Origin of the sequence: Mesorhizobium sp. M1428, assembly GCF_040317515.1 — a bacterium.
In the GTDB taxonomy this organism is placed as follows: Bacteria; Pseudomonadota; Alphaproteobacteria; order Rhizobiales; family Rhizobiaceae; genus Mesorhizobium.
On record NZ_JAMYKT010000009.1, the window covers coordinates 120,974 to 144,543 of the forward strand.

The 23,570-nt window shown below is 63.5% G+C and carries 24 protein-coding genes, 1 tRNA gene and 1 pseudogene; 12 read left to right on the plus strand and 14 right to left on the minus strand.

Annotation, left to right across the window (positions count from 1 at the left end; genetic code table 11):
• Positions 1–213 precede the first annotated feature (213 nt).
• Positions 214–951, plus strand: coding sequence for a GlxA family transcriptional regulator (locus NKG60_RS15150; protein WP_352975121.1), 738 nt, complete (start codon positions 214–216; stop codon positions 949–951).
• 160 nt (positions 952–1,111) lie between these two features.
• On the opposite strand, the gene NKG60_RS32255 is transcribed toward NKG60_RS15150, so the two are convergent.
• A complete protein-coding gene (locus NKG60_RS32255; protein ID WP_502903378.1) occupies positions 1,112–1,330 on the minus strand; it encodes a hypothetical protein in 219 nt (72 codons plus the stop codon).
• A 191-nt stretch (positions 1,331–1,521) separates the two neighbouring features.
• Between NKG60_RS32255 and NKG60_RS15160 the strand changes: the two are divergent.
• A pseudogene (locus tag NKG60_RS15160) lies at positions 1,522–1,710 on the plus strand (VOC family protein); the annotation flags it as partial.
• Positions 1,711–1,838: 128 nt separating this feature from the next.
• Here the strand turns inward: NKG60_RS15160 and NKG60_RS15165 are convergent.
• Entirely contained in the window at positions 1,839–2,291 is a 453-nt protein-coding gene (locus tag NKG60_RS15165) for an Lrp/AsnC family transcriptional regulator (RefSeq protein ID WP_352664387.1), read from the minus strand.
• A gap of 118 nt (positions 2,292–2,409) precedes the next feature.
• Here NKG60_RS15165 and NKG60_RS15170 point away from each other — a divergent pair, with 118 nt between their 5' ends.
• The gene (locus NKG60_RS15170) at positions 2,410–3,420 is read left to right on the plus strand and encodes a nucleoside recognition domain-containing protein (RefSeq protein ID WP_352975062.1); all 1,011 of its coding nucleotides are present in this window, start codon (positions 2,410–2,412) and stop codon (positions 3,418–3,420) included.
• Between the two features lie 52 nt (positions 3,421–3,472).
• Here NKG60_RS15170 and NKG60_RS15175 read toward each other — a convergent pair whose 3' ends face one another.
• Positions 3,473–5,215 carry a chloride channel protein gene (locus NKG60_RS15175; protein WP_502912305.1) on the minus strand — a complete coding sequence of 581 codons (1,743 nt, stop codon included), beginning with the start codon at positions 5,213–5,215 and terminating at the stop codon, positions 3,473–3,475.
• Between the two features lie 339 nt (positions 5,216–5,554).
• Between NKG60_RS15175 and NKG60_RS15180 the strand changes: the two genes are divergently transcribed.
• Positions 5,555–5,839, plus strand: coding sequence for an SCP2 sterol-binding domain-containing protein (locus NKG60_RS15180; protein ID WP_352664381.1), 285 nt, complete (start codon positions 5,555–5,557; stop codon positions 5,837–5,839).
• Between the two features lie 50 nt (positions 5,840–5,889).
• On the opposite strand, the gene NKG60_RS15185 is transcribed toward NKG60_RS15180, so the two are convergent.
• The gene (locus NKG60_RS15185) at positions 5,890–6,558 is read right to left on the minus strand and encodes a GNAT family N-acetyltransferase (protein ID WP_352975064.1); all 669 of its coding nucleotides are present in this window, start codon (positions 6,556–6,558) and stop codon (positions 5,890–5,892) included.
• Positions 6,559–6,712: 154 nt separating this feature from the next.
• Positions 6,713–7,846 (minus strand): ornithine/lysine decarboxylase, encoded by a 1,134-nt coding sequence (gene odc2 / locus NKG60_RS15190; RefSeq protein ID WP_352975065.1) that lies wholly within the window; start codon positions 7,844–7,846, stop codon positions 6,713–6,715.
• A gap of 563 nt (positions 7,847–8,409) precedes the next feature.
• Between odc2 and NKG60_RS15195 the strand changes: the two genes are divergently transcribed.
• The 4 genes from NKG60_RS15195 (at position 8,410) to NKG60_RS15210 (ending at position 12,416) form a co-directional block, all read left to right on the plus strand.
• The gene (locus NKG60_RS15195; RefSeq protein WP_352975066.1) at positions 8,410–9,609 is read left to right on the plus strand and encodes an amidase; all 1,200 of its coding nucleotides are present in this window, start codon (positions 8,410–8,412) and stop codon (positions 9,607–9,609) included.
• Between the two features lies 1 nt (position 9,610).
• A complete protein-coding gene (locus tag NKG60_RS15200; RefSeq protein ID WP_352975067.1) occupies positions 9,611–10,510 on the plus strand; it encodes a LysR family transcriptional regulator in 900 nt (299 codons plus the stop codon).
• Between the two features lie 86 nt (positions 10,511–10,596).
• Complete coding sequence (locus NKG60_RS15205; protein ID WP_352664371.1) at positions 10,597–11,265, plus strand: DUF1007 family protein; 669 nt, start codon at positions 10,597–10,599, stop codon at positions 11,263–11,265.
• Positions 11,262–12,416, plus strand: a complete 1,155-nt coding sequence (locus NKG60_RS15210; RefSeq protein WP_352664756.1) for a nickel/cobalt transporter — start codon at positions 11,262–11,264, stop codon at positions 12,414–12,416. The genes NKG60_RS15205 and NKG60_RS15210 overlap by 4 nt, the downstream gene beginning before the upstream one ends.
• Before the next feature lie 24 nt (positions 12,417–12,440).
• On the opposite strand, the gene denD is transcribed toward NKG60_RS15210, so the two are convergent.
• The 4 genes from denD to NKG60_RS15230 form a co-directional block, all read right to left on the minus strand.
• The gene (gene denD / locus NKG60_RS15215; protein ID WP_352975068.1) at positions 12,441–13,418 is read right to left on the minus strand and encodes a D-erythronate dehydrogenase; all 978 of its coding nucleotides are present in this window, start codon (positions 13,416–13,418) and stop codon (positions 12,441–12,443) included.
• Between the two features lies 1 nt (position 13,419).
• Positions 13,420–13,626, minus strand: coding sequence for a hypothetical protein (locus NKG60_RS15220; RefSeq protein ID WP_352448198.1), 207 nt, complete (start codon positions 13,624–13,626; stop codon positions 13,420–13,422).
• A 62-nt stretch (positions 13,627–13,688) separates the two neighbouring features.
• A complete protein-coding gene (locus NKG60_RS15225) occupies positions 13,689–14,672 on the minus strand; it encodes a cation diffusion facilitator family transporter (protein WP_352664367.1) in 984 nt (327 codons plus the stop codon).
• Positions 14,673–14,786: 114 nt separating this feature from the next.
• Positions 14,787–15,473 (minus strand): GNAT family N-acetyltransferase, encoded by a 687-nt coding sequence (locus tag NKG60_RS15230; RefSeq protein ID WP_352975069.1) that lies wholly within the window; start codon positions 15,471–15,473, stop codon positions 14,787–14,789.
• A gap of 83 nt (positions 15,474–15,556) precedes the next feature.
• On the opposite strand from NKG60_RS15230, the gene NKG60_RS15235 reads away from it, so the two are divergent.
• The gene (locus NKG60_RS15235) at positions 15,557–16,741 is read left to right on the plus strand and encodes a pyridoxal phosphate-dependent aminotransferase (RefSeq protein WP_352664364.1); all 1,185 of its coding nucleotides are present in this window, start codon (positions 15,557–15,559) and stop codon (positions 16,739–16,741) included.
• 35 nt (positions 16,742–16,776) lie between these two features.
• Positions 16,777–17,157 (plus strand): YciI family protein, encoded by a 381-nt coding sequence (locus tag NKG60_RS15240; protein WP_352975070.1) that lies wholly within the window; start codon positions 16,777–16,779, stop codon positions 17,155–17,157.
• A gap of 23 nt (positions 17,158–17,180) precedes the next feature.
• Here NKG60_RS15240 and NKG60_RS15245 read toward each other — a convergent pair whose 3' ends face one another.
• Positions 17,181–17,936, minus strand: coding sequence for an SDR family oxidoreductase (locus NKG60_RS15245; protein WP_352665487.1), 756 nt, complete (start codon positions 17,934–17,936; stop codon positions 17,181–17,183).
• A gap of 212 nt (positions 17,937–18,148) precedes the next feature.
• Entirely contained in the window at positions 18,149–18,901 is a 753-nt protein-coding gene (locus NKG60_RS15250) for a tellurite resistance TerB family protein (RefSeq protein WP_352975071.1), read from the minus strand.
• 276 nt (positions 18,902–19,177) lie between these two features.
• Between NKG60_RS15250 and NKG60_RS15255 the strand changes: the two genes are divergently transcribed.
• Positions 19,178–19,537: a YybH family protein gene (locus tag NKG60_RS15255; protein ID WP_352975072.1), complete on the plus strand. Its 360-nt coding sequence runs from the start codon at positions 19,178–19,180 to the stop codon at positions 19,535–19,537.
• 21 nt (positions 19,538–19,558) lie between these two features.
• Here the strand turns inward: NKG60_RS15255 and trhO are convergent, their stop codons facing one another.
• Positions 19,559–20,479, minus strand: coding sequence for an oxygen-dependent tRNA uridine(34) hydroxylase TrhO (trhO, locus tag NKG60_RS15260; protein ID WP_502912304.1), 921 nt, complete (start codon positions 20,477–20,479; stop codon positions 19,559–19,561).
• 170 nt (positions 20,480–20,649) lie between these two features.
• Between trhO and NKG60_RS15265 the strand changes: the two genes are divergently transcribed.
• The gene (locus NKG60_RS15265; RefSeq protein ID WP_352975074.1) at positions 20,650–21,288 is read left to right on the plus strand and encodes a 2-dehydro-3-deoxy-phosphogluconate aldolase; all 639 of its coding nucleotides are present in this window, start codon (positions 20,650–20,652) and stop codon (positions 21,286–21,288) included.
• A 42-nt stretch (positions 21,289–21,330) separates the two neighbouring features.
• Here the strand turns inward: NKG60_RS15265 and NKG60_RS15270 are convergent.
• Positions 21,331–21,404 (minus strand) — tRNA-Gln (locus NKG60_RS15270).
• 82 nt (positions 21,405–21,486) lie between these two features.
• Positions 21,487–23,355, minus strand: coding sequence for a peptidoglycan L,D-endopeptidase MepK (gene mepK, locus NKG60_RS15275; RefSeq protein WP_352975075.1), 1,869 nt, complete (start codon positions 23,353–23,355; stop codon positions 21,487–21,489).
• Positions 23,356–23,570: the final 215 nt, after the last annotated feature.

A 23,570-nucleotide genomic window follows, 5' to 3' on the forward strand; every position in this document is an offset into this window, starting at 1 on the left:
AGGTGTTCCGCCTTACGAACCTGGTGTTGGGCTACGAGGCTTACAGCTGGAGGCTTCTCTCTGCAGACGGGAGTGACGTCAGGGCAAGCTGCGGTCTGGATATTCAGACGGTCAATTCGATTTATCGCGAGATCCTACCTGGTTGGCGGCAAGCGTCCAGACAAAGTGATTGTCTGCTCAGGTCCTAATGTTGACAGGTATCGCGATCGTGCAGTGGATGCGTGGCTGCGAGAATGCAGTCATCGCGGCGTTGTTCTCGCTGCGCTATCCTCCGGCGCTCAGGTGCTAACAACGGCAGGCCTGCTTGAAGGCCGCAGATGCGTCATTCATTGGCGGAATTTTCCCGCGTTCGTTGAACATAACACTTGGGTTAACGTCAGTCTGGGTATCTACGAGATCGATGGAGACATTTACACCTCGGCGGGAGGCGCCTCTTCGATAGACATGATGGCCTGCATCATCGGCCGAGACTTCGGGGAGGATGTGTTTGCGCGGGTATGTCAACATCTCGTCGCCGACCAGATTCGGGGGGCAACAGCTCGGCAGAGGTTGCCTCTGTCAAAACGGCTAGGGCCATGTAACGAGGTGGTACTGCATGTTGTTCGGAGGATGGAAGAAAATCTCGCAGATCCGATTGCAATGGGCACTTTGGCTGCCGCTACTCGTCTCTCGCGTCGGCAGCTTGAGCGGTTGTTCCGAAATGAGTTCAGCTGTTCGCCGGCTAGGTACTACATGAATTTGAGACTTGAGCATGCCGATGGGCTCATTGTTCAGACGAAACTGCCGATTGTCGATATCGCTGTCGCGTGCGGATTTGTATCGGCATCGCATTTTTCGAAGGTATACCGAGAGGCGTATGGTCGCACACCGCAGAAGACACGCATCAGCCGAACTAGCTCTTTTCCGCCGAGCTTGATGCCGCAAAATGACAGAATGATACTTGCCAGCTGAATCGCTGACGGTCGAGGCCCTATGCCGTGGAACTCTGCTGGACCTGGCGGCCAGCGGCAAATGGAACGGGCCAAGGCAATTCAACTGGCAGCAGTCGCCCGATTAGTTGAGACCGAGTGCGTACCCTCGAACGGAACTTCGCTGTCGACAACGTCCGCTTTCAGGCAATGGCGAGGGGATGCTGAGCGGCCGATATGAGGCGCAAGCAGCCACTCAGGATTCGGTCTGCGAAGGTCAACGTCGGCTCGTATCCAGACGTTGGCTCTCCCCCGCCCGACAGATCGCGCCGCGCCTTGTCGAGTTCTTCGGCATAGCGCTGCATCAGATGGCCTTCGGTCAGCAAACCGACCACCTTGCGGTCGGTGAAATCCTCGACCACCGCCAATTCCTCGGCGCCGGCGCGCTGGAAGGTCTCGGCCGCCGATTACACGTTCGGCACCAGCAGCGAGTCGAACGACAGCACCACCGATTGCGTATCGACCTGCCGAACGTTGTCTTTGGCAGAGTTTGAGTCAAGACATAGCCCTTATTAGCCGGGACCACTTTGGCGGTGCTGTGATCGATCCGGGGCTACGAGAACGCGAGGAACTACTCTCCGCCTCGCTCACCGTCGCTACGGCGGAAGAAATCAAGCAGCTTTTTCTCGAGTTTCAAGCCGCCGGCGTGCCCTTCTTGCAGCCCCTCAACAGCGAGCCGTGGGGCGCGCGAGATTTCATCGTCAAGGACCCGGACGGGCATCTGCTGCTTTTTGCTGGCCCAGAGATAGTGCCAGCCCAGCAGCCGGCATCTTTGCGACCCTCCGCGATGCGAGAAGAACAGCCGTGTTACAGAACTGGCAATGCTCGTTTACGAATTCACGGACTAGCAAGTCTATCGCAACCCGAACACTACAGTGGAATTGCGGTCACTTCTTTGGCCGTTCGGATCACGAACATCGTTTGGTATCGCGCGACGTTGCTTTGGTCTCGGAACAGTCGCTCGCATAGCGCATCGAACTCTTCGATATCCGTCAGGCGGAGCATGAGGACGGCGTCGGTTTCGCCGCTCACGCTGTAGGCCTGAGTGACGGCCGGTTCCTGAGCGGCCAACTCGAGAAAGTCCCGCATATACTGCTCGCCATGACGCTCCAGTTCGACGGTGACGATCGCCTTCAAGCCCCGGCCAGCCTTTGCCGGTGCGAGAAGCGCGACAACGCGGCTGATGACGCCGCTTTTCTTCAGTCGTCGTATGCGGCGCAGGCAGCTCGAAGGGGAAAGCCCGACTAACCCCGCCAGTTTGGCGTTCGTTCGTGACGCATCATCCTGGAGCAGGTTAAGAAGCCTTCTGTCGATCTTGTCCATATCGGTCGCACTCATCCTCGCTGTATTGCAATTTTATTGCACGGAATCGCAAACTTTGACCACAAATGCGAAGCGTCTCAGGTTACGCAGATGGCTCCAGGGATGATGGAGCAGCATGATGGCAATTTGCGCCGCCTTCTATCGCAAGACATTGGAAACGCTTGAAATCTATTGGGAACTGGTTCGCGTGATCATTCCGGTTGCGATAGCCACGCGGCTCCTGCAGGATCTTGGCGTCATCCAGGCGATTTCTCCGTTCTTCTCCTCGCTCATGTTGCAGGTGGGGCTGCCACCTGAACTCGCCTTTGCCTGGCTGACGGGGTTGCTGGTCGGGATCTGGGGCGCGATTGTGATCGTATTCACCTTGGTTCCGGTTTCGGCGCTCAGCACTGCCGACATGACGGTTCTTTCGGCTCTCTTGCTGTTTGCACATGCCATTCCGATCGAGCAACGCATCATTCAGAAGGCCGGGCCGAGCTTCCTGGTCACCGCGGCGCTTCGTATTGGCGGGGGTTTGGTCTTTGCTGTCCTTCTGCATCAGATACTCGCCGTGACCGGATGGCTGTCAGGACCGGTGAAGCCGGCGTGGATGCCGGCGAATGAAAGCACCGGCTGGAGCGGCTTTCTCCTGGGTACGCTCAAAACTCTGGGCATCATGCTCGTCGTTCTGCTTGCGCTGAGCTGGGTGATCGAGTTTCTCAAGATGTCGGGCATTTTGGATTGGATGAACAGAGGGCTTGCACCGCTCTTTCGGCACGCCGGCATCGAAAGGCAGACGGTACCTTTCGCCGCTGTCGGCCTGTTTCTCGGGATTTCCTATGGCGCAGGACTGCTGATCCGCGAGGCGCGCACGCCTAGCGCGGAGCCGCGCCAGATATTCCTCGCCTGCGTGTTCATGGGTTTTGCCCATAGCCTCGTTGAGGATACGTTGGTCGTTGTCGCAGTTGGCGCCGATGTTACGAGCGTGCTTCTCGGTCGCCTGGCATTTGCCGTGCTCGCGACCGCCGTGATCGCAAAAGTAATCAAGGCGGTTCCCGACGCTCTTTTCTTCAAGACACTCTTCCACAAGGAAGAAGACAGTTCGCGCAATCGGATTTCGGAGCCGGCGATTAGCGGGCCGTTGATGTGAGCCCTCCTTACGCAACAGCCGACATGTGTGTCGCATCGCTATCGGGACGCACCTATCCCTCGCCCGACAGATCGCGCCGCGCCTTGTCAAGTTCCTCGGCATAACGCCGCATCAGATGGCCCTCGGTCAGCAGACCGACGACCTTGCGGTCGGTGAAATCCTCGACCACCGCCAATTCCTCGGCGCCGGCGCGCTGGAAGGTCTCGGCCGCCGACTGCACGTTCATGCTCGGCACCAGCACGGCATCCTTGAATTTGGCGAAGGACTTAACCGGCATCTCGTCATCCGACAAATGGCTGTGCAATTCGGCGACGATCAGCACGCCGACATAGTGCAGGTCGGCGTCGACCGCGATGACGCGCTGCGAGGCACCGAGCGGCACCTGCTTGCGGAATTCCGCAAGCGTCGTCGAGGCGTCGATGGTGCGGACATCCTTTCGCATCATCGAGCCGACAGTCAGGCTGCGCATCCAGCCGACATCATGCGCGCTGCGGATCGTTTCGCCGCGTAGGTGAAAGCGCCATGTCGAGAAGGAATAGCCGAACGTTTCGCGCACCAGGATCGCCGCCATGAGCGAGGCGGCCAGCACCACGCCGGTCAGCGTCAGGTCGCGGGTCGATTCCAGCGCCAGGAAGGTCATCGTCAACGGGCCGCCAACGACGCCGACGGCGAGCGAGGTCATGCCGACGACGGCGGCGACGGCCGGGTCGATGCCGGTCGCCGGCGAGACGAACGCCATCGCACCGGCAAACATCTTGCCGAGCAGCGCGCCGAGGAACAGCGAGGCAAAGAACAGGCCGCCGCGGAAGCCGGAGCCGAGCGAGATCGCCGAGGCCGCCAGCTTCAGCACGAAGACGCTGGCCACTACGGCCAGCCCGTAATTCATCGCGAATTCGCGGTGCAGCGCGCCATGGCCGCTGGACAGAACCTGCGGCGTGACCAGCCCCAGCAGCCCGACCATTACGCCGCCGATGGCTGGGCGCAGCGAGGCGTCGATCGACAGCCGGGCAAAGAGGCGCTCGATCAGGCTCACCAGATGCATGATGGCGATCGAAGCACCGCCGCCCAGAAGCCCGAGCAGCATGAACGGTAAATACTGGCTGACGGTGAGCTGCGGCAGGCCGGCGAGCTCCAGCGGAAACGGCACGCCGCCGAACACCTCCGCGGTCAGCGAGGCCGAGATCGCGGCGGCCATCACCGGCGCGACATTGGCGACCGAATAGATGCCGATGACCAGCTCGAAACCGTAGAAGGCGCCGGTCAGCGGCGCGTCGAAGGCGGCGGCGATCGCGCCGGCGGCACCGCAGCCGACGAGGATGCGGACATCGTTGCGGCGCAGCCTGAACAAGCGCGCCAGCCGCGACGCCAGGCCCGAACCCACCTGCGTATAGCCGGCCTCGAGCCCGACCGAAGCGCCGAAGCCGCTCGAGATCATCGTCTGCCCGGCGATGATGAAGGTGTCGGTCAGCGACATGCGGCCGCCATAAAGCGCGTTGGCTTCGATCGGATCGACCGGCGTGCGGAATTTCCGCTTTCTCAGCCAGATCACCGTCAGCCCGAGCAGGATGCCGCCGATCGCCGGTATCAGCGCCTGCTCCGGCCTTTGCAGCGAAAACATTGCCGATAGCCGACCGCCGGGCTGAACGCCGAACATAAGCCCATGCAGGACCTGCACCAGCCCGCTCATGCCGGTGACCAGCGCACCCGCCATCACCCCGACCAGGGCCGCCAGAATGACGACGGCAATGCCGCGCGCCTCGAGCAGCGGGATCGATCGGATCAGCACCGCGCGCAACCGGCGGGCATAGACTTGCGGTCCGTTTCTGGGCGGTTCGTTTCTGGAAAGCACCGGGGCGGCTCGCCGATATTCGTGGGTGCCTGATACGCCCGGCAACATCGCATGGCAACATGCCGGCCGCCGAGGTGTCATGCCCGCGTGATGCTGCGGCGATAAAGCCCATCTTCGGCTCGGGGAACTGCGTTGACGTAAACGTCAACCCGAAGCTATATGCGCCGGCGGCCGTGGCTGTAAAACCAGGCAAGCGGCTTCGGCCAGGTCGAAGCGCCCCAGATCGAAGCGCCCCAAGTCGAAGCCTCGAGGCGCGACAAACGCAACCAGACGAGGAGAACCGCCATGAGCGTTCAGGAGATTGCCGACAACATCAGGTCGCGCGTGGCGAGTGCCGGGTTCGATCGTTCGGTGAAATTCGACACCGGCAGCGACGGCGTCATCGTCATCGACGGCGCCGATGTCTCGACCACCGATGCGCCGGCCGATTGCACGATAAAGCTGTCACTCGACGATTTGGACTCGCTGATCTCGGGCGATCTCAACCCGACCATGGCCTTCATGTCCGGCAAGATAAAGGTCGAAGGCGACATGACAGTCGCCATGGCGCTCAGCCAGCTGATCGGCTGATCCAGCTAAGGCGAAACAAGCCGCCACGATCGGCGGCTTGTTTCGAACCATCAGGCAGCAAGCGGCAGTCGCTGCGCCTTCAGCTTGCGCCCGGCCGCCTTCAGCGTGCCTTGCGCGCCATCGAGCGCGCCGACAACCAGTTCCCGTGCCAGCAGGCGGTGCCGCTCGTAAGGCCCCGGCATGGCCAGCGAGCCGGTCTTTGCGGCCGAAAACCCGAAGCGCTCGTAATAGGGCGCGTCGCCGACCAGCAGGATCGCCGCATGGCCAAGCCGCTCGGCCTCAGTGACCGCATGGCGCATCAGCGCCGAGCCGATGCCGGCATTCTTGAGCGCCGGGTCGACCGCAAGCGGGCCGAGCAGCAGCGCTGCCTTGCCGCCCTCGCCCAGCACCACGTCCCACAGCCGCACGGTGCCGGCAACAGTGCCCGACGCATCGCGCGCGACAAAGGCCAGACCCTCCGAAGGCCGGCGGCCGCGCCGCAGCTTTTCCGACGACTTCTTCCGGCGCTTCGGCCCCATGGCGCGATCGAGCAAAGCTTCGCGAGCGCCAACGTCGGCGGCGGTTTCGGCGGTGATGACAAAAGCGCCGGCAATCTCCCCCCTCGAGGGGGAGATGTCGCCGAAGGCGACAGAGGGGGTCGCCGCGCGTGAAGCGCCGATCTCCATCTGCCGCAAGATGTCGCGCCCAGTCGAACCGACCCCCTCTGACCTACCGGCCATCTCCCCCTCAAGGGGGGAGATTCCTGCGGCGCCTTCAACAATGAGATCTACAACGTCCATTTCCGCGATCCTTCACGAGCGGATTGTTCCACAGGCGAGCCCGGGCGGGCGACAGGCGCCCACCTGGGATGATCTGATCGGTTCTTTCGAACCGTCAGATCACGTAGGATCGGAGAGGTTCGAAGCCGTTGAAGGCGACCGAGGCGTAGGTCGTCGTGTAGGCGCCGGTGCCCTCGATCAGCACCTCGTCGCCGATGGTCAGCGACAAGGGCAGCGGGTACGGCGTCTTTTCGTACATCACGTCGGCCGAATCGCAGGTCGGGCCGGCGAGCACGCAAGGCGCGGTCTCGCTGCCGTCATGCGCGGTGACGATCGGATAGCGGATCGCCTCGTCCATCGTCTCGGCGAGACCGCCGAACTTGCCGATGTCGAGGAACACCCAGCGCACATTGTCGTTGTCGGCCTTCTTCGAGATCAGCACGACTTCCGACTTGATGACGCCGGCATTGCCGACCATGCCGCGGCCCGGCTCGATGATCGTCTCGGGGATGGCGTTGCCGAAATGCTTCCTGAGCGCCGAGAAGATCGCCTGGCCATAGGCTTGCGCCGCCGGCACATCCCTGAGATAGCGGGTCGGGAAACCGCCGCCCATGTTGACCATCTTCAGCACGATGCCTTCGTCGGCCAGCGTCGCGAACACCTTCTTGGCGTCGGCGAGCGCGCGGTCCCAGGCGGTCAGGTCGGTCTGCTGCGAGCCGACATGGAACGACACGCCATAAGCGTCGAGACCGAGCGCCCTGGCATGGCGCAGCACGTCGACCGCCATCGCCGGCACACAGCCGAACTTGCGCGACAGCGGCCATTCGGCGCCCTCGCCGTCGGTCAGGACGCGGCAGAACACGCGAGCGCCGGGAGCGACGCGGGCGATCTTCTCGACCTCCTCGACGCAGTCCACTGCAAACAGCTTGATGCCGAGCTGGTAGGCGCGCTGGATGTCGCGCTCCTTCTTGATGGTGTTGCCGAAGGAGATGCGGTCCGCCGGCGCACCGGCGTCCATCGCCATCTCGACTTCGGCAACGGAAGCGGTGTCGAAGGACGAGCCCATCGCAGCAAGCAGGCGCAGGATTTCCGGTGCCGGATTTGCTTTCACCGCATAGTAGATCTTGGAATCGGGAAGCGCCTTCTCGAAAGCGCGGAAATTGTCGCGCACGACATCGAGGTCGACGACGAGGCACGGGCCGTTCGGACGTCGGGTGGCGAGAAAGTCAAGGATGCGCTGGGTAGCCATCGGGGTCTCTCCATCAGCGCCTTGCGGCGCGCACAAAGGCTTGCGGACGCGGGCTCTCGGCCTCGCGAACACGCGGTGGACAAAGGCGGGACGGAAATCCATGGAACCAGCCGGTGGAGACCCCGGAACCATGAAGCGCCGTCTCGCGGCGGTGAACCTTGGCCTTGCCCGGCCTCGGTTCGCTTTGTCTGCCTTGGCTTGGATGGGAGACCCGTCCGCACTGCCGGCAATGAAGGTGTGCCTCTTCAGTAACCCCGGTCTTTGGACGACCGGCAGAACACCAGAAAGGCCCGCACCGTCGTTGCTTCAAGGTGTCCTCGGTTGGCGGTTGGCCGCTAAACCGACTGGAGGGGTTGGCTCCAGTTACCTTACCGATTGCCCTCACCATTCGAGGATCGGCGGACACCCACAGGCACGTGCGACTTTGGGCAAGCGCGATATAAGATCGAAAGATTTCACAATCAATAAAAATCGTATGGCAGGTTGTAAAATTTGTGGCATCGAACAATGCTGCGGCAACCAGAAGAACAATGCTGCGGCAAGCACATCCGGATATCGAACGCATGACAGGCACTCGCGGCCCGCTGAACGCTTTTCTCGACCTTGATCAAACCCCTGTAGCCAATACGAAATCCGGCCCGCTTGCCGGCTTGCGGCTTGCCGTCAAGGATATCTTCGACGTCGCCGGCTATCGCACCGGCTGCGGCAATCCGCAGAAATACCGGGAAGCTTCACCGGCCACGGCGACTGCGCCGGCCGTCCAGGCGCTGCTTGATTCGGGTGCGCGTTTCGTCGGCAAGACGCAGACCGACGAGCTGGCGTTTTCCCTGTTGGGGCTGAACGCGCATTTCCCGTCGCCGGTCAATCCGGCGGCACCCGATCGCGTCACCGGCGGTTCATCCTCGGGTTCTGCCGCGGCGGTTGCCGGCGGGCTTGCCGACATCGCCACCGGGTCCGACACCGGCGGCTCGATCCGTGCGCCGGCAAGCTTCTGCGGCCTGGTCGGCCTCAGGACCACGCATGGCCGCATTCCGCTCGACGGAGCCATGCCGCTGGCGCCTTCGCTGGACACGTTCGGCTGGTTCGCCAAGGATATCGTCACCTACGAAAAGGTCGGCACGGTGCTGCTCGGCGACGATCCGCATTCCCACGAACTGAGACGCCCCGTCGCCCTCGCTGCGCTGGACGGCCTCGTGCTTGGCCCGCACGAGGCCGACGAATATCGCGCCATGCTCCGCAGCGTCGCTTCGGTGCTGGGCGCGCCGCGCAGCGTCGGCCCGCTGTCTCATTCGACCGACGATCTCTATTGGTGCTTCCGCAAGCTGCAGGGCTATGAAGCATGGCAAAATCACGGCGCCTGGATCGCCGGCGGCGACCGCATGCTGGGACCCGGTGTCAAGGAGCGTTTCGAGCACGGCGCGACCGTCGACGCGGCAACCGCGCAACGTGAAACGGAACGTCGCGTTTCGTTTCGCCTCGAGCTTGCCGGCCTGCTTGGCGAGGACGGCGTTCTTGTGCTTCCGACCGTTCCGGGTGCCGCGCCGCTCAAGGCGGCGTCGTTCGACGATTTGCAGACCTATCGCGAGCGCGCGCTGAGACTGCTATGCCTTTCCGGCCTGTCCGGTTTTCCGCAAATCGCGCTGCCGCTCGGCAAGACCGGCGGGGCGCCGTTCGGCCTTTCGCTGCTCGGCCCGAAGAACAGCGACCGGCAGCTGATTGCGCTGGCCGCCCGCATCCTTTCGGCCCACCAAGGAGGCGCATGACATGGATACGCTGACCCGCATGCGCGCCTTCATCGACGTGGTCGAGGCCGAAGGCTTTTCGGCGGCGGCGCGCAAGATCGGCCGCTCGAAGGCGCTGTTGTCGAAATATGTGCGCGAGTTGGAGGACGAGCTCGGCGCGCTGCTGCTCAACCGCACCACCAGGCAGTTTTCCCTGACCGAGGCCGGCCACACCTATTACCGGCGCGCCTCGGAGATCGTGCGCGAGGTCGATAGCCTTGCCGATGCGGTGCGCGAATCCTCAGGCGACGTGCGCGGCAGGATCAAGCTGTCCGCGCCGCGCACCTTTGCCGACGCGCCGATCGGCCAGTCTCTGATCGATTTCGCCAAGCAGCATCCCGACATCGTGCTCGACATCCATCTCGATGACCGTTTCGTCGATCTGGTCGAGGAGGGTTTCGATCTCGCGGTGCGCATTTCGCGGCTGGAAAGTTCCTCGCTGATCGCCAGACGCCTGGCCCCGTTTTCGGTACGGCTTTGCGCGTCTCCCGAACTGATCGCCAAGCATGGCATGCCGGTCAGGCCGCAAGACCTTGCCCGCGTGCCTTGCATCATCGACACCAATGGCCGCTGGCTCACCAACTGGCCGTTCAAGGGCGACGGCGGCGATACGGTGAGCGTTTCGGTTTCCGGCCCGATCGAGGTCAACAGCCCGATGGCGGCAAGGGCGGCCGCCGTCGCGGGATTGGGGTTTTCCGTCCTGCCGGATTTCATCGCCGCGCCCGACATCGAAAACGGCAATCTGGTGACTGTGCTGGACGACCGCATCCTGCCCGGCGGCGGCATTTTTGCCGTCTATCCGCACCGGCGCTATCTGCCTGCAAAAGTTCGCGTTTTCGTAGACTTCCTGGTGCAGTGGTTCAAGACGCTGGACAACACATGAGCGTTCAGCCGCGTTGCGGTCCCATTTTCGCCCGCTTTCTGGTAACTGTCGGCAATTCACCGAAGCCGATTGAATCGCGACCGAGAATGCACCTGAAACGGCAAGCAATCATGCTGGCTTCGGCCCTGACCGCGACGTTTGCCGCCGTCGGACCGGCTGAGGTGCATCCCCACGTCTTCGCTGAAGCTCGCCTCGAAGTGGTCCTTAGCCCGGATCACCAAACTGTGAAGGCATTGCGCCATGTCTGGCGCTTCGATGATTTGTTTTCGAGCACGGTGATGATGGAGTTCGACAAGAATTCCGACCTGAAACTCGATGACAAGGAGCTGAAGGATGTCGCCGACACCGTCCATGCCTCGCTTGCCGAATTCAACTATTTCCAGCTCGTCACCGTCGACGGCAAGGACGTGGCAATGACCCCGCCGCCGCATTTGATGGCCAATTTCGACAATGACCAGTTGATCATCCTGTTTGAATCTGAACCGAAGGTGCCGATCAAACTGAGCGGCAAGATAGATATCGGCGTCTACGACCCGACCTTCTACACCGCGATCGATTTTACCGAGGATGCCAATCTGCAGGTCGATGGCTTGCCGACGACCTGCACCAGCAAGGTCGTCCGCCCCAACCCGGACGAGGCGATCGCCCAGAACCAGAAGACCCTGACCGAGGCCTTCTTCAACGATCCGACAGGCACCGACATGAGCAAGATCTTTGCCACCAAGCTTGAACTGACCTGTCAGCCGGAAGGATAGATCCAGTGAGCAAACCGCCCCTGCGTTTGGCAGTCGGTCTTCTGGCCGTCGCCTTTGTGATGACGCACTTTCTCGGCTCCGCCCACGCCCAGAGCTCACTCGGCATCGGCACCAATGACGGCATGGCTCCAACCGCCACCGGTCCGTTCGCCCACATCCTGATGTGGATCAATCTGCGCCAGCAGGAATTCTATCATGCGTTGGCCGGCGCGATGAAGGCGATGCGCCAGGACGGCAGCAAGTTGTGGCTGCTCATCGGCCTGTCCTTTGCCTATGGCATTTTCCACGCCGCCGGCCCCGGTCACGGCAAGGCGGTGATCTCGTCCTACATGGTGGCCAATGAAGTGGCGCTCCGGCGCGGCATCATGTTGTCCTTCGTCTCGGCCCTGCTGCAGGCGCTGACCGCGATCGTGGTGATGCTGGTGGCCTACTTCGTGCTGCGCGGCACTGCTGTGTCGATGACCGACGCCGCATGGTTCCTCGAAATCATGAGCTATGTCTTCGTCACTCTGTTCGGCGCCTGGCTGCTGTGGCGCAAGGCCGGTCCGGCCATCCTGCGCCTGTTCGGGGCAAGCCCCGGCTACAGCCTCTCGGCTGCCCATGCCGGCCATTCACATGCCGGCCATTCACATTCCGCGCATGCCCATGCGGCACATTCGCACGCGCTTCATGCGCATGACCACCATGATCATGCGCATGACCATCACGATCACGGCGCCCACGATCATACCCATGCTGCGCACGACCACCACAGCCACGCGGCGGGCGAGATCTGCGAGACCTGCGGGCACTCGCATGCGCCCGACCCGGCGCTGCTTTCCGGCGATCGCTTCGATTGGCGCACGGCCTGGTCGGCGGTGGCTGCCGTCGGTATCCGCCCCTGTTCCGGCGCGCTGATCGTGCTGAGCTTTGCGTTGCTCAACGGCCTGTGGTTCGGCGGCATCCTGTCGGTGCTGGCCATGGCGCTCGGCACCGCAATCACCGTCTCGGCCCTGGCGACGCTTGCAGTAACCGCGAAGAACTGGGCGGTGTATTTCGCCGGCGATGGCCGCATGGGCAATCGCATCCATTCCTTCGTCGAGATCGGCGGCGCCGCCTTCGTCTTCCTGTTCGGACTGCTGCTGCTTTCGGCCAGCCTGACTGGCGCCTGACCTCGTTGCGTCCGATCAGGGCGCTTAACTAGGGATCTTGCCACCCAACTCGTCCTCGATATGGACGCGGATGATGTCGTCGAAGCTCGTTTCGGCGGCAAAGCCAAGCTCCCTCGAGCGCCGCGCCTCGAAGCGTGTCGGCCAGCCCTTGACGATCGCCCAGATCGTCTCGTCGGGCTCCTCGCGGATCAGTTTCACCGCCTTGGCGCCGGCGACGCGTTCCAGCGCTTCGATCTGTTCGCCGACAGTGACGGCGACGCCCGGCATCGTCAGGTTGCGGCGCGGCCCGACGGCGGCGCCGTCGATCTGCGCCGCATGGATGAGGAAATTCACCGCCGAACGCGGGCTGGCGTGTGTGTGGACGACCGAGCGCGGCACCGGCAGGATCGCTTCATGGCCGCTCAGCGGCTCGCGGATGATACCGGAGAAGAACCCTGAGGCCGCCTTGTTCGGCTTTCCCGGCCTGACGCAGATGGTCGGCAGCCTGATGCCGATGCCGTCGAAGAAGCCGCGCCTGGTATAGTCGGCAAGCAGCGCCTCGCCGATCAGCTTCTGCGTGCCGTAGGAGGTCAGCGGCGTCGGGTGGAACTCGTCCGGAATGATGTCGGGAAACGGCGCGCCAAACACGGCGATCGACGAGGTGAATACGAGGCGCGGCGCAAATGCCGCCAGCCGGACGGCATCGAACAGCGCCCTCGTGCCGTCGAGATTGACGCGATAGCCGAGATCGAAATTGGCCTCCGCCTCACCCGACACCACGCCGGCGAGATGGAAGATCACGTCAGGGCGCGGCGCGACCAGATCTGCCGTCGCCCCCGGCGCGGCAAGGTCGCCGGTGTGGACGCCGATGCTGACGCCGTCGAGGACCGGCGCCTGCGATGGCACGATGTCGTGAAGGTCGAGCGCGGCGATCTTGCGGCCGCCGAGCGTCCCGTCCTTGGCCAGCCTGGCGATGAGCTTGCGGCCGACCATGCCTGCCGCGCCGGTAATCAGAATGCGCATGTCATTTTCCTTTTTTGCGCTGGCTGCGGCTACGCAGCCAGAACACGACGAAGATTGCCACCATGAAGATCGCGGCGACGACGCCGGCTAGCACCGTCGAGACCTTGCCGACGGCCAGCATCACGGTTGGAAGATAATAGGCCGCGATGCCGAACAGCAGCAAAACCCAGGCGGCGCCGATCGCCGCATTGCGGGTGTCGCGGTCCATCACGTGGTCCGAAGGTGGCAGGAGTTCATGTCGATCGTTGCCAATACCCAGAACTCCCGAAGTCAGTGATAATGGCCGCGGTGCGGTGCCGTGTCATGCGCATGATCGTGCTCGTCATCATGCTCATGGCTGTCTGCACATTGGCCGAATTCCGGTTCGACGGTGGCATGGGCTATGCCATGTTCCGCCGCAAGCCGTTTCTTGATCGCGCTGACCGCCATATGCGCATCGACGCCGTCATTGAGGCAGGCATGCAACGTCGCCATGTTGCTGGAGCCATCGAGCGACCAGACATGCATGTGATGCACCTCACGCACGCCCTTGACCGAGCCTTCGATGTCCCTCGCGATCAGGTCGCGGTCGAGGCTTACCGGCACGCCCTCGAGCAGGACGTGCGCTGCCTCGCGCATCAGCGACCAGGCCGTGGACAGGATCAGCAGCGAGACCAGGATCGACAGGATCGGGTCGATTGGCGTCCAGCCCGTCGCCAGGATCACCAGCGCCGCGACGATCGCCGCCGCCGAGCCGAGCAGGTCGCCGAGCACGTGCAGGATGGCACCGCGCATATTCAGGCTGCCGCGGTCGCCGCCATGCAGCACGTAGAACGAGCCGAGATTGACCAGCAGGCCGGCGATCGCCACGACCAGCATCGGCCCGCCGAGCACCGGAGCCGGCGCTTGCAAGCGGCCCCAAGCCTCGTAGACGATCCACAGCGCGATGGCGAAGATGGCGATGCCGTTGGTGTAGGCGACCAGCGTCTTGACCCGGCCGAAACCATAGGTGAGGCGCACGGTCGCCGGCCGGCTCGCAAGATGAAAGGCATACCAGGCAAGGCCGAGCGCGACGCAATCGGCAAGCATATGGCCGGCATCCGCCAGCAGCGCCAGTGAGCCGGTGAAGATGGCGCCCAGCGTCTCCGCAACCATGAAGCCGGCGGTCAGGCAGGCAGCGATCAGCACGCGCTTCTTGTCGGTCGAGCCGTGCACATGCCCTGCGCCATGGCTGTCGTCATGCCCTTGCGAAGCGTGGTCGTGGGTATGCGCCATCTACGAGCCTCTGCTAAAGCCTGATCCATCCCGGCAGAATCGGGATGGAGGCTCTGTCTTCTTGTTTGACCATGATCTTATCCGAAAACCGGCGTCCACTTTTCGGGATCATGGTCAGGCGCCGAACTCAGCGCGAAAATCCTCGAGCCGCCGCCTCTGCTGGCCATCGCTGTCGAAATTAGCCGGATCGAGCCACGCCTCATAGGCTCTGCGCAGATCAGGCCATTCCTTGTCGATGATCGAATACCACGCGGTATCGCGGTTTTCGCCTTTGACCACAAGATGCTGACGGAAAATGCCTTCGAACTTGAAGCCGAAACGTTCCGCCGCGCGCTTCGACGGCTCGTTGCGATTGTTGCATTTCCATTCGTAACGGCGGTAGCCAAGCTCGTCGAAGACGTACTTCATGAACAGGAACTGCGCTTCCGTCGCCGCCGGCTTGCGCGAGATCAGCGGGCCCCAATAGATGTTGCCGATCTCGATGACGCCGTAGGCGGCGTCGATACGCATCAGCGTCTGGCGTCCGGCGACCTTGCCGCTGGCCTTGTCGATGACGGTAAAGAACAGCGGGTCATCGCTGGCTTCGGCCTTGTCCAGCCATGGCTGGAAGTCGGCGCGGGTCTGGGGCGGGTAGTCGAACAGCCAGGCGAAGCGATCGCCGGCATCGACCACCGACGAGGCCTCGAACAGGCCGTCGCCGTGTTTTTCGGCGTTGAGCGGCTCCAGCCTGACAGTGCGGCCCTCCAGCACCTTGCGTCCGGGCCGCGGGCGCGGTTGCCAATTCTTGAGATTTTCCGACACCGAAAACTCCAATCCGTTTGACTTTTGCGGGCGGACGCTCACAAAAACGCACGCTCGCTGAAAGAACCACACGGACGGGAAAAATGCTCCACACGATTTCGGCCTTCGACCGCCTCGGCGAGGAAAATGCATTCGCGGTGCTGGCGCGTGCCACGGCACTTGCCCATCAGGGCCGCGATATCGTCAATCTCGGCATCGGCCAGCCCGACTTCAAGACGCCGCAGCACATCGTCGAGGCCGCGATCAAGGCGCTGCGCGACGGCCATCACGGCTATACGCCGGCCAACGGCCTGCTGGCGACGCGCGAAGCGGTGGTCCGCCGCACACTGGCCACCACCGGCGTCGAAGTCTCGCCGGAAGCGGTGATGATCCTGCCCGGCGGCAAGCCGACCATGTTCGCGGCGATCCTGATGTTCGGCGAGCCGGGCGCCGAAATTCTCTATCCCGATCCGGGCTTTCCGATCTACCGCTCGATGATCGAGTTCACCGGCGCTGCCCCCATCCCGGTGCCGATGCGCGAGGAGAACGGCTTCGCCTTTTCCGCCGAGGAGACACTGGCGCTGATCAGCCCGAAGACCAGGCTGCTGATCCTCAACTCGCCCGCCAATCCGACCGGCGGCGTCACGCCTCGCGCCGAGATCGAGAAGCTGGTCCAAGGGCTGCAAGCACACCCGGACGTCGCCATCCTCTCCGACGAGATCTACGACGTGATGACCTATGACGGCGAGACGCATTGTTCGCTGCTCACCTTCCCCGAAATCCGTGATCGGCTGATCGTGCTCAACGGCTGGTCGAAGACCTGGGCGATGACCGGCTGGCGCATGGGCTGGTCGATCTGGCCGAACGGTGACAAGGGCGCGCATCTCTACGACAAGGTGCGCAAGCTGGCGGTCAATTGCTGGTCCTGCGTCAACGCGCCGAGCCAGTATGCCGGCATAGCCGCCATCGACGGCCCGCAGGACGACGTCGACAGGATGATGCGCGCCTTCGACCGCCGCAGGAAGGTCGTGGTCGAGGGGCTGAATGCCTTGCCCGGCATTTCCTGCATCACGCCGAAAGGTGCTTTCTATGCCTTCCCCAATATTTCCAAAACCGGCTGGAAGGCCAAGAAGCTCGCCTCGGCGCTGCTCGAGGATGCCGGCGTGGCGCTGATCGGCGGCCCCGACTTCGGCATTCTCGGCGAAGGCTATGTCAGGCTGTCCTACGCCAATTCCGAGGAGAACATCCTGCGCGCGCTGGAGCGGATCGAGGCGTTCCTGGCCAAGTGAGGACGAGGTACACGACGGACGAAAGGAGACGCCAGATGTTCTATGCCATTCTTGCCTATCACGAGGAAGAAGCGATTACGGCACTGACGCCTGAGCAGGATGCGGCGCTGATGACCGATCTTCTCCAGATCAACGATCGGCTCTACCGGCAAGGCACCCTTGGGGCGGCGGCCCGGCTCGGCGCGACACAGGACGCCTGTACCTTGCGCGGGCCAGGCACCGGAATGATTATCGACGGCCCCTTCGCCGAGACCAAGGAACAATTGCTGGGGCTCTATGTCGTCGACTGCGCCAACCGTGACGCCGCTATCGACATTGCGCGCGATCTTCGCCGCGTCAATCCGACCGCGGTCTACGAAATCCGTCCGATTTCGCTCTATCTTCCCGGCGTGCCGCTTCCGGTCACGCGGCCCTGATTTAGGATCCGGTTGAGACTAACTTAGCCTCGCCCGACAAACGGCATCTTCGTCGCCATCACGGTCATGAACAGCACGTTGGCGTCGAGCGGCAGGCTGGCCATATGGAGGACGGCGTCGGCAACGCGCTCGACATCCATCACCGCTTCGGCGGCAATGGTGCCGTTGGCCTGCGGCACGCCGACCGTCATCGCCTGCGCCATGTCGGTCAGCGCGTTGCCGATGTCGATCTGGCCGCAAGCAATGTCGAAGGGCCTGCCGTCCAGCGCCAGCGTCTTGGTCAGCCCGGTGATGGCGTGCTTGGTCGCGGTATAGGGCACCGAACCCGGCCGTGGCGCATAGGCCGATACCGAGCCGTTGTTGATGATGCGGCCGCCCATCGGCTGCTGCCTGCGCATGGCGCCGAAGGCGGCGCGAGCACACAGGAACGAGCCGGTGAGATTGACCCCGACGATGTCGTTCCACACCTCGACCGGGATGTCGTCGATCAATGTCGATTTGTAGCTCGTGCCGGCATTGTTGAAGAGCAGGTCGACGCGCCCGAAAGCCGCAGCCACCGTCTCGAACAGATCGTCGACCTGATCGGCTTTGCTGATGTCGCAGGCGAAGGCCAATGCCTTAGCCTGCGTCGGCCCGGCCGCGGCGATCGCCTCATCCAGCACCGGCTTGCGGCGGCCGCAGAAGACCGTGTTCCAGCCGGCCTTGAGCAGCGCCGTGGCGACGCTTTTGCCGATGCCCGTGCCGGCGCCGGTGACGATGGCGGTTTTATAGTCGGTCATGGCTGTACTCCCTGAAAGGGATGAGCCATCGCAAATGACGGGAACCATGGCAAGCCGGCCCAAAGCCTGTGCTCACAAAAAGGGCGGCCATTGGCGACCGCCCCTGATCCGAACCGGGCTTGGGAGGAGGAAAGCCGATCCGACTATGTAAAATCATGCGCTTCCTCGGTTAACGAGAAGCTAACGTCGGACGGCCGTGTCGCAGCCCGCTTTTACCAGCGCGAATTGACGGCCGGCTTGGCTGCCTCGCCCGTGGATGCCGCCGGTACCTTCGCCGCCGTCACCGTCGCCTCGACATGGTCGACCAGCGCGTCCGGCAGGCCGAGGCGGCCGGCAAGCAGGTCGAGATAGCCGCGTTCGGCCCGCGTGTCCGGATCGATGGCAAGACGCGAGGCGGTGTAGAGTTCCAGCTTTTGCGCATCGGTCTTGGCCCCGGCGATCAGCACATCCAGATCGAGCGGCGCCTCCAGTTCCGACATCAGGAATTTCTCCGCTTCGGCGCCGACGCCGGCGAGGCTGAGCTTGCCGGCGATCTTCTGCCGCTCTTCATCATCGACGTGACCGTCGGCCTTCGCCGCCGAGATCATCGCCCTGACCAGCGTCAGCGTGAATTCGTCTTCGCCCTGCGGCGCTTGCGACGGATGGAAGGCGGTATCGGCCGGCGGCGGCAGCAATTCCGGTTCGCCGGCAGCTTGTGTCTCGGCTGGCGCGTTGCCGTTCTTGTAGTTCTGGTAGGCCTTGTAGGCGAGGCCGCCGATCGCAGCCAACCCACCAAGCTTCACCGCCGCACCGGTGACCTGGCGGCCTGGGCCGGTTCCGAGCAGCACCGCGGCCAGCGCACCGGCGGCAAGCGGATTGTCCTTGGCCATCTGCACCGCCTGCCCGGCCTTGTCGCGGACGGTCGATCCGGTGCCTGGAACTTGCGAGCCGAGCAGATCGTCGAGGAGCTTCTTGGGATCGAACATCTATGCCTCCAGAATTGGCCCGGCCGAAGGTGCGCGGGCAGGTTTGCACGTCGAAGACCTAGGTCCCGCAGTTTGACATTACAATGACGCGGCGCATCCTTTTGCCCGCTGCGACGCATGACCTCGCACCGACATCTGCTGGGATTTCACGCGAAATCAAAGTGCTGCAGCCTCCTTCCGCGCCCGAACAACACGCGGCGCTGTGGACATTGGATGTGTCGAAACCGCCCTCGACTTCGACTAATGTCGCGGCATGTCGCTTGGGAGGAGCCTGGCATGACCGATGAGACAGACCGCCAGCCGGCACGCGATCCCCAAGAGCTGGAGCGCCTGCTGATTTCGCGGCAGTGGGCCGGAGACATTGACGGCATGGCGGCGCTTTTTGAGCCGCATGCAGTCATCGACAGCGGTGGCGGACAACTGACGCTCGGGCGCGAAGCCATCCGGGCGCTGTTCGCGGAGATCACCGCAACCGGCCGAAAATTTCAGTCCGGAGATCAGCGTCCGGCTGTCATCAATGGCGACCTGGCGCTCACCTCGACCCGGCTTCCCGACGGCACGATCACCACCGAGGTCGCGCGCCGGCAGAACGACGGGACATGGCTATGGGTCATCGATCGCTTCTCTGTTGCTTAACGTGAAGTTGATTGACGTGAGCTAACTTCCGATATGGCGATCGCCGCGCGCTTGCGCCAGCTCGACCTGGCGCTGGCGCTCGGCATAACGGGAGCGATCTTCGTCCAAGCGGGCATCGAAGCAATGCGGGCATGAAACGCCGGTAGCATATTTCGGCGACAGCCGGTCTTCTGCCACCAGCGGATGCCGGCAGGCGCGGCAGAGTTCGGCCTCGCCTTCGAGCAGCCCGTGCGACACCGAAACGCGCTCGTCGAAGACGAAGCATTCGCCTTGCCACAGGCTCTGTTCCGCGGGGACGTCCTCGAGATATTTCAGAATGCCGCCCTTGAGGTGGAACACATCCTCGAAGCCGAGCGACTTCACATAGGCCGTCGCCTTCTCGCAGCGTATGCCGCCGGTGCAGAACATGGCGACCTTGCGCCCCTCGAGCTCATGCCGATGCTGCTCGACCCAGGCCGGGAATTCGCGGAAGCTGGTGGTGGCGGGATCGACAGCGCCCTTAAAGGTGCCGAGCGACACCTCGTAGGCGTTACGCGTGTCGATGACGATGGTGCCTGTATCCGAGATCAGTGCGTTCCAGTCAGCTGGCGCAACATAGGTGCCTGCACCTGCCGCCGGATCGATATTGTCCACGCCCATGGTGACGATCTCGCGCTTCAACCGTACCTTCATGCGGTGGAACGGCATCGCTGCGGCGCTGCTGTATTTGATCTCGAGGCCGGCGAGACCGTCGATGGATTCGAGATGACCGATGAGCGCCGCGATTGCCGCTTCACTGCCGGCGACCGTGCCGTTGATGCCCTCACGCGCCAGCAGCAGCGTGCCCTTGATGCCGCGTGCGCGGCAGAAGGCGGCGAGCGGCGCGCGCAGCGCCTCGAAGGTGTCGAGCCGGGCGAAGCGGTAAAGCGCGGCAACGCGGAAGCCTTGGCTGGGCAGTGTCATCACCAAGCCACTAAACGCTCACGACAGCCGGATCAAGGCAGAGCCGGGAGCGGTCTGACCGCGGGTGCGTTTCGAACACCACGCGTGACATCGCGACACGCCGCGTTTCGTGGACAGAAAAACCGCCTTCTGCTAACCGGTCGACTTGATCAACAGAGGAGAGACGACGAATGCCCAGCACGACCGAAAAGCTCCTGTCGCTCCTCAACGGCCAGCCGGTCATACCGGTGCTGAAGATCGCCAATCCCGCCGATGCGGTGCCGCTGGCCCGGGCGCTGGCCCGCGGTGGCCTGCCGGCGATCGAAATCACGCTGCGCACCGCCGACGCGCTGGAGGCGATCCGCCGGGTGGCAGGCGAGGTCGAAGACGCCGTCGTCGGCGCCGGCACCATCCTGGACGCCCGCCAGTTCGGCGAGGCGGCGGCCGCCGGCTCGAAGTTCATCGTCAGCCCCGGCATCACCCGCGAGCTTCTCGCGGCAGCCAGGGACAGCGATGTGCCGTTGCTGCCTGGCGCCATCACGCCGGGAGAGGTCATGGCCGCGCGCGAAGCCGGCCTGCGCTTTCTGAAATTCTTCCCGGCCGAACAGTCGGGCGGCATCGCCTCGCTCAAGGCTTTCGCCTCGCCGCTTGCCGACGTGAAATTCTGCCCGACCGGCGGTATCACCGGCAAGAACGCCGCCGACTACCTCAGCCTGCCCAACGTCATCTGCGTCGGCGGTTCCTGGGTGGCGCCGGACGATCTGGTCAAGGCCGGCAGATGGGACGAGATCGAAGCCTTGGCGCGCGCTGCAAGCAAGCTCGGGCGCTAACATCGCCGCCGATCTGGCCTGCCGCCGATCTGGTTCGCCGGCTGGTTCCCGCTCATGGGCTCGAACCACGATTCACGCCTTCAAAGGGCGCTGTCCTACCATTAGACGAAGCGGGAGAATGCCGACCATTGGTTAGCATCCCGGGATGAAGGAAGCCAGTGCCGGCGGTGAAGGCCGCGCGGGGATGCCGAGCGCGGCCTACTCGGTCTTGAAGCGGGCCACTGACATGAACTTGACGGCCTTACCGGTGAACCGGTTGGCGTCGGCCATTTCGTTGCCCGGCTGGAAGCCCACGGTATAGACCTCGCTCGGTGCCGTACGGACGAAGTCGTAGGCGTGGCGCGGCGCCGTTGTCGCATCCGAAACGGTTGCGACATACTCACCGCTGTGCAGCGCCCACCGGGCGGCCTGCGGCGCGGCGGCGACCACCACCGGCTTGGGGCCGGGCTTCAGGTCGCGGGCGGTAGCCCTGGGTTCCTTGCGTGTGGTCTTCACGCCTGCTCCGATGACGGCAGCCGGATCGGAGCCGGCCGGGCGGGCAACGATGGCCTCGCGCGGCGATGCCCCGTCGCTCGATGCGCCGTCGTCGTTCGCCGGTTCCTCGAATACCGATGCTTGCTCGGAAAGCGACGCGACCTTGTATTCGTCGGTCGCGCTGACCCGTTCCAGAACGGCCTTGACCTCGTCGGGCTGCGAACTGTCTGGCCGCGCCGACGGCAATACGGAGAATGCGTCGGTGGCGGTGTTGCTCCGCTCGGCCGCACTCGCCAGCGCCAGCAACACTTGCTTGTCCTGCGGTGCAAGACCCGCCTGCGAAAGATCGGCCGGCAGCGAATGATCGGGCCGCCAGCTCGGCACGGGAATGGTATTGGCCGCGGCCTGCACCGGGCCGGCTGCGGCAGACGGGTCTGCCACGCCGAACGGAACGTTTTCAGGTGCCACGCTTGCCGGCGCCACACTTGCCGACGCTTGCGCGGTCGCCACCGCCTGTTCGGTCGATCCAGCCGCATCCGCCACGCCGAACGGAACATTTTCAGGCGGCTGGGCGCCGACGTCGGTCTTCGGGCGCGGAGCAAAATCCGGCAGCGGGATACTGCGCGCCGGCAATGCCGCGATGATCGTCTCCGGCGTGTCATTCTCCGGTTCAGGCGCCGGCGCCGGAGCATCGGCGACTTCCGGAATCTCGGCGCGCTTGGCATCCTGAGGCGCCACGATGGCAATGCCAGGCAGGTTGCTGCTCTTGGCGGACGGCGCCGGCTTCACGTTACGGGGCTTTGGCGCTTGCTCGGCCATCGCCACATCGGCGCTGTCGTCCGCCTCGTCGTCGCCGCCGCCGAAGAGGGCTGCCAGGAACCCGCGGGATTTTTTTGCACCGCCGCTTGCGCTGGCCAGTTCGATGGCCGGCGCGCCGGCGCCCTTGCGGGCCTTATAGGAGGCGAGCGCCTGTTGATAACCAGGCAGCGGCTTGCCGTCGCTCGGTACATGCAGCGTCTTGCCGTTGGGGAACACGCGCGCCAGTTCCTGGCGGCTGATGCCGGGCCAGTGGCGCACATTGCCGACATCCATATGCACGAAAGGCGAACCGGAGCTGGGATAGTAGCCGACGCCGCCGCCCTGCATCCTGAGGCCGATGTCGCGCAGCTTCTTCAGCGGGACGCCGGGAATGTAGAAATCCATCGCCCTGCCGAGCATGTGCTGGCTCTTCTCGGCGACGCCCCTGCTGCGGCTGCGCAGCATCGAATTCGTGGCCGGCGAACGATAGCCGCAGACGACCTGGATGTAATCGGTGGCGCCGCTCTCCCGATACGCCTCCCAGACCAGGTCCAGCAGGCGCGGATCCATCTTGGTCGGCTCGTTGCGGCGCCAGTCGCGCAGGATGATGTTGATCTTTCGCAAGCCCGCCTGGTCGTAGCGGCCATTGCGCTTGTAGACGATCTCCGCCTTTTCATGCGTGTGGAGATGATAGAGCTTCAGCGAACGTGTCTCGGCGCTGGCGCCGGATGCCGCCGCTGCAAGGAACCCGACGGCAACAATCGCCGCTGCCAGCCATCTCGGCCAGACGCTCATGTGATAATGCCGCCCGTTTTTGTGTCGTTCGATTCTGTTCAAATCAAAAGGCCTTGCAGGCTGCCGTTTTGTCCCCGGATTTGACCAAACGGATGCGTGGTGTATGCATCCGAATATCGATCCTAATGGTTAATCATCGCTTATTGAAGCCGAAATGCGGTAACACGGTGGCGATATCCCGCCAAAAATATTGCGCAGGATATCGTGGTAAACCG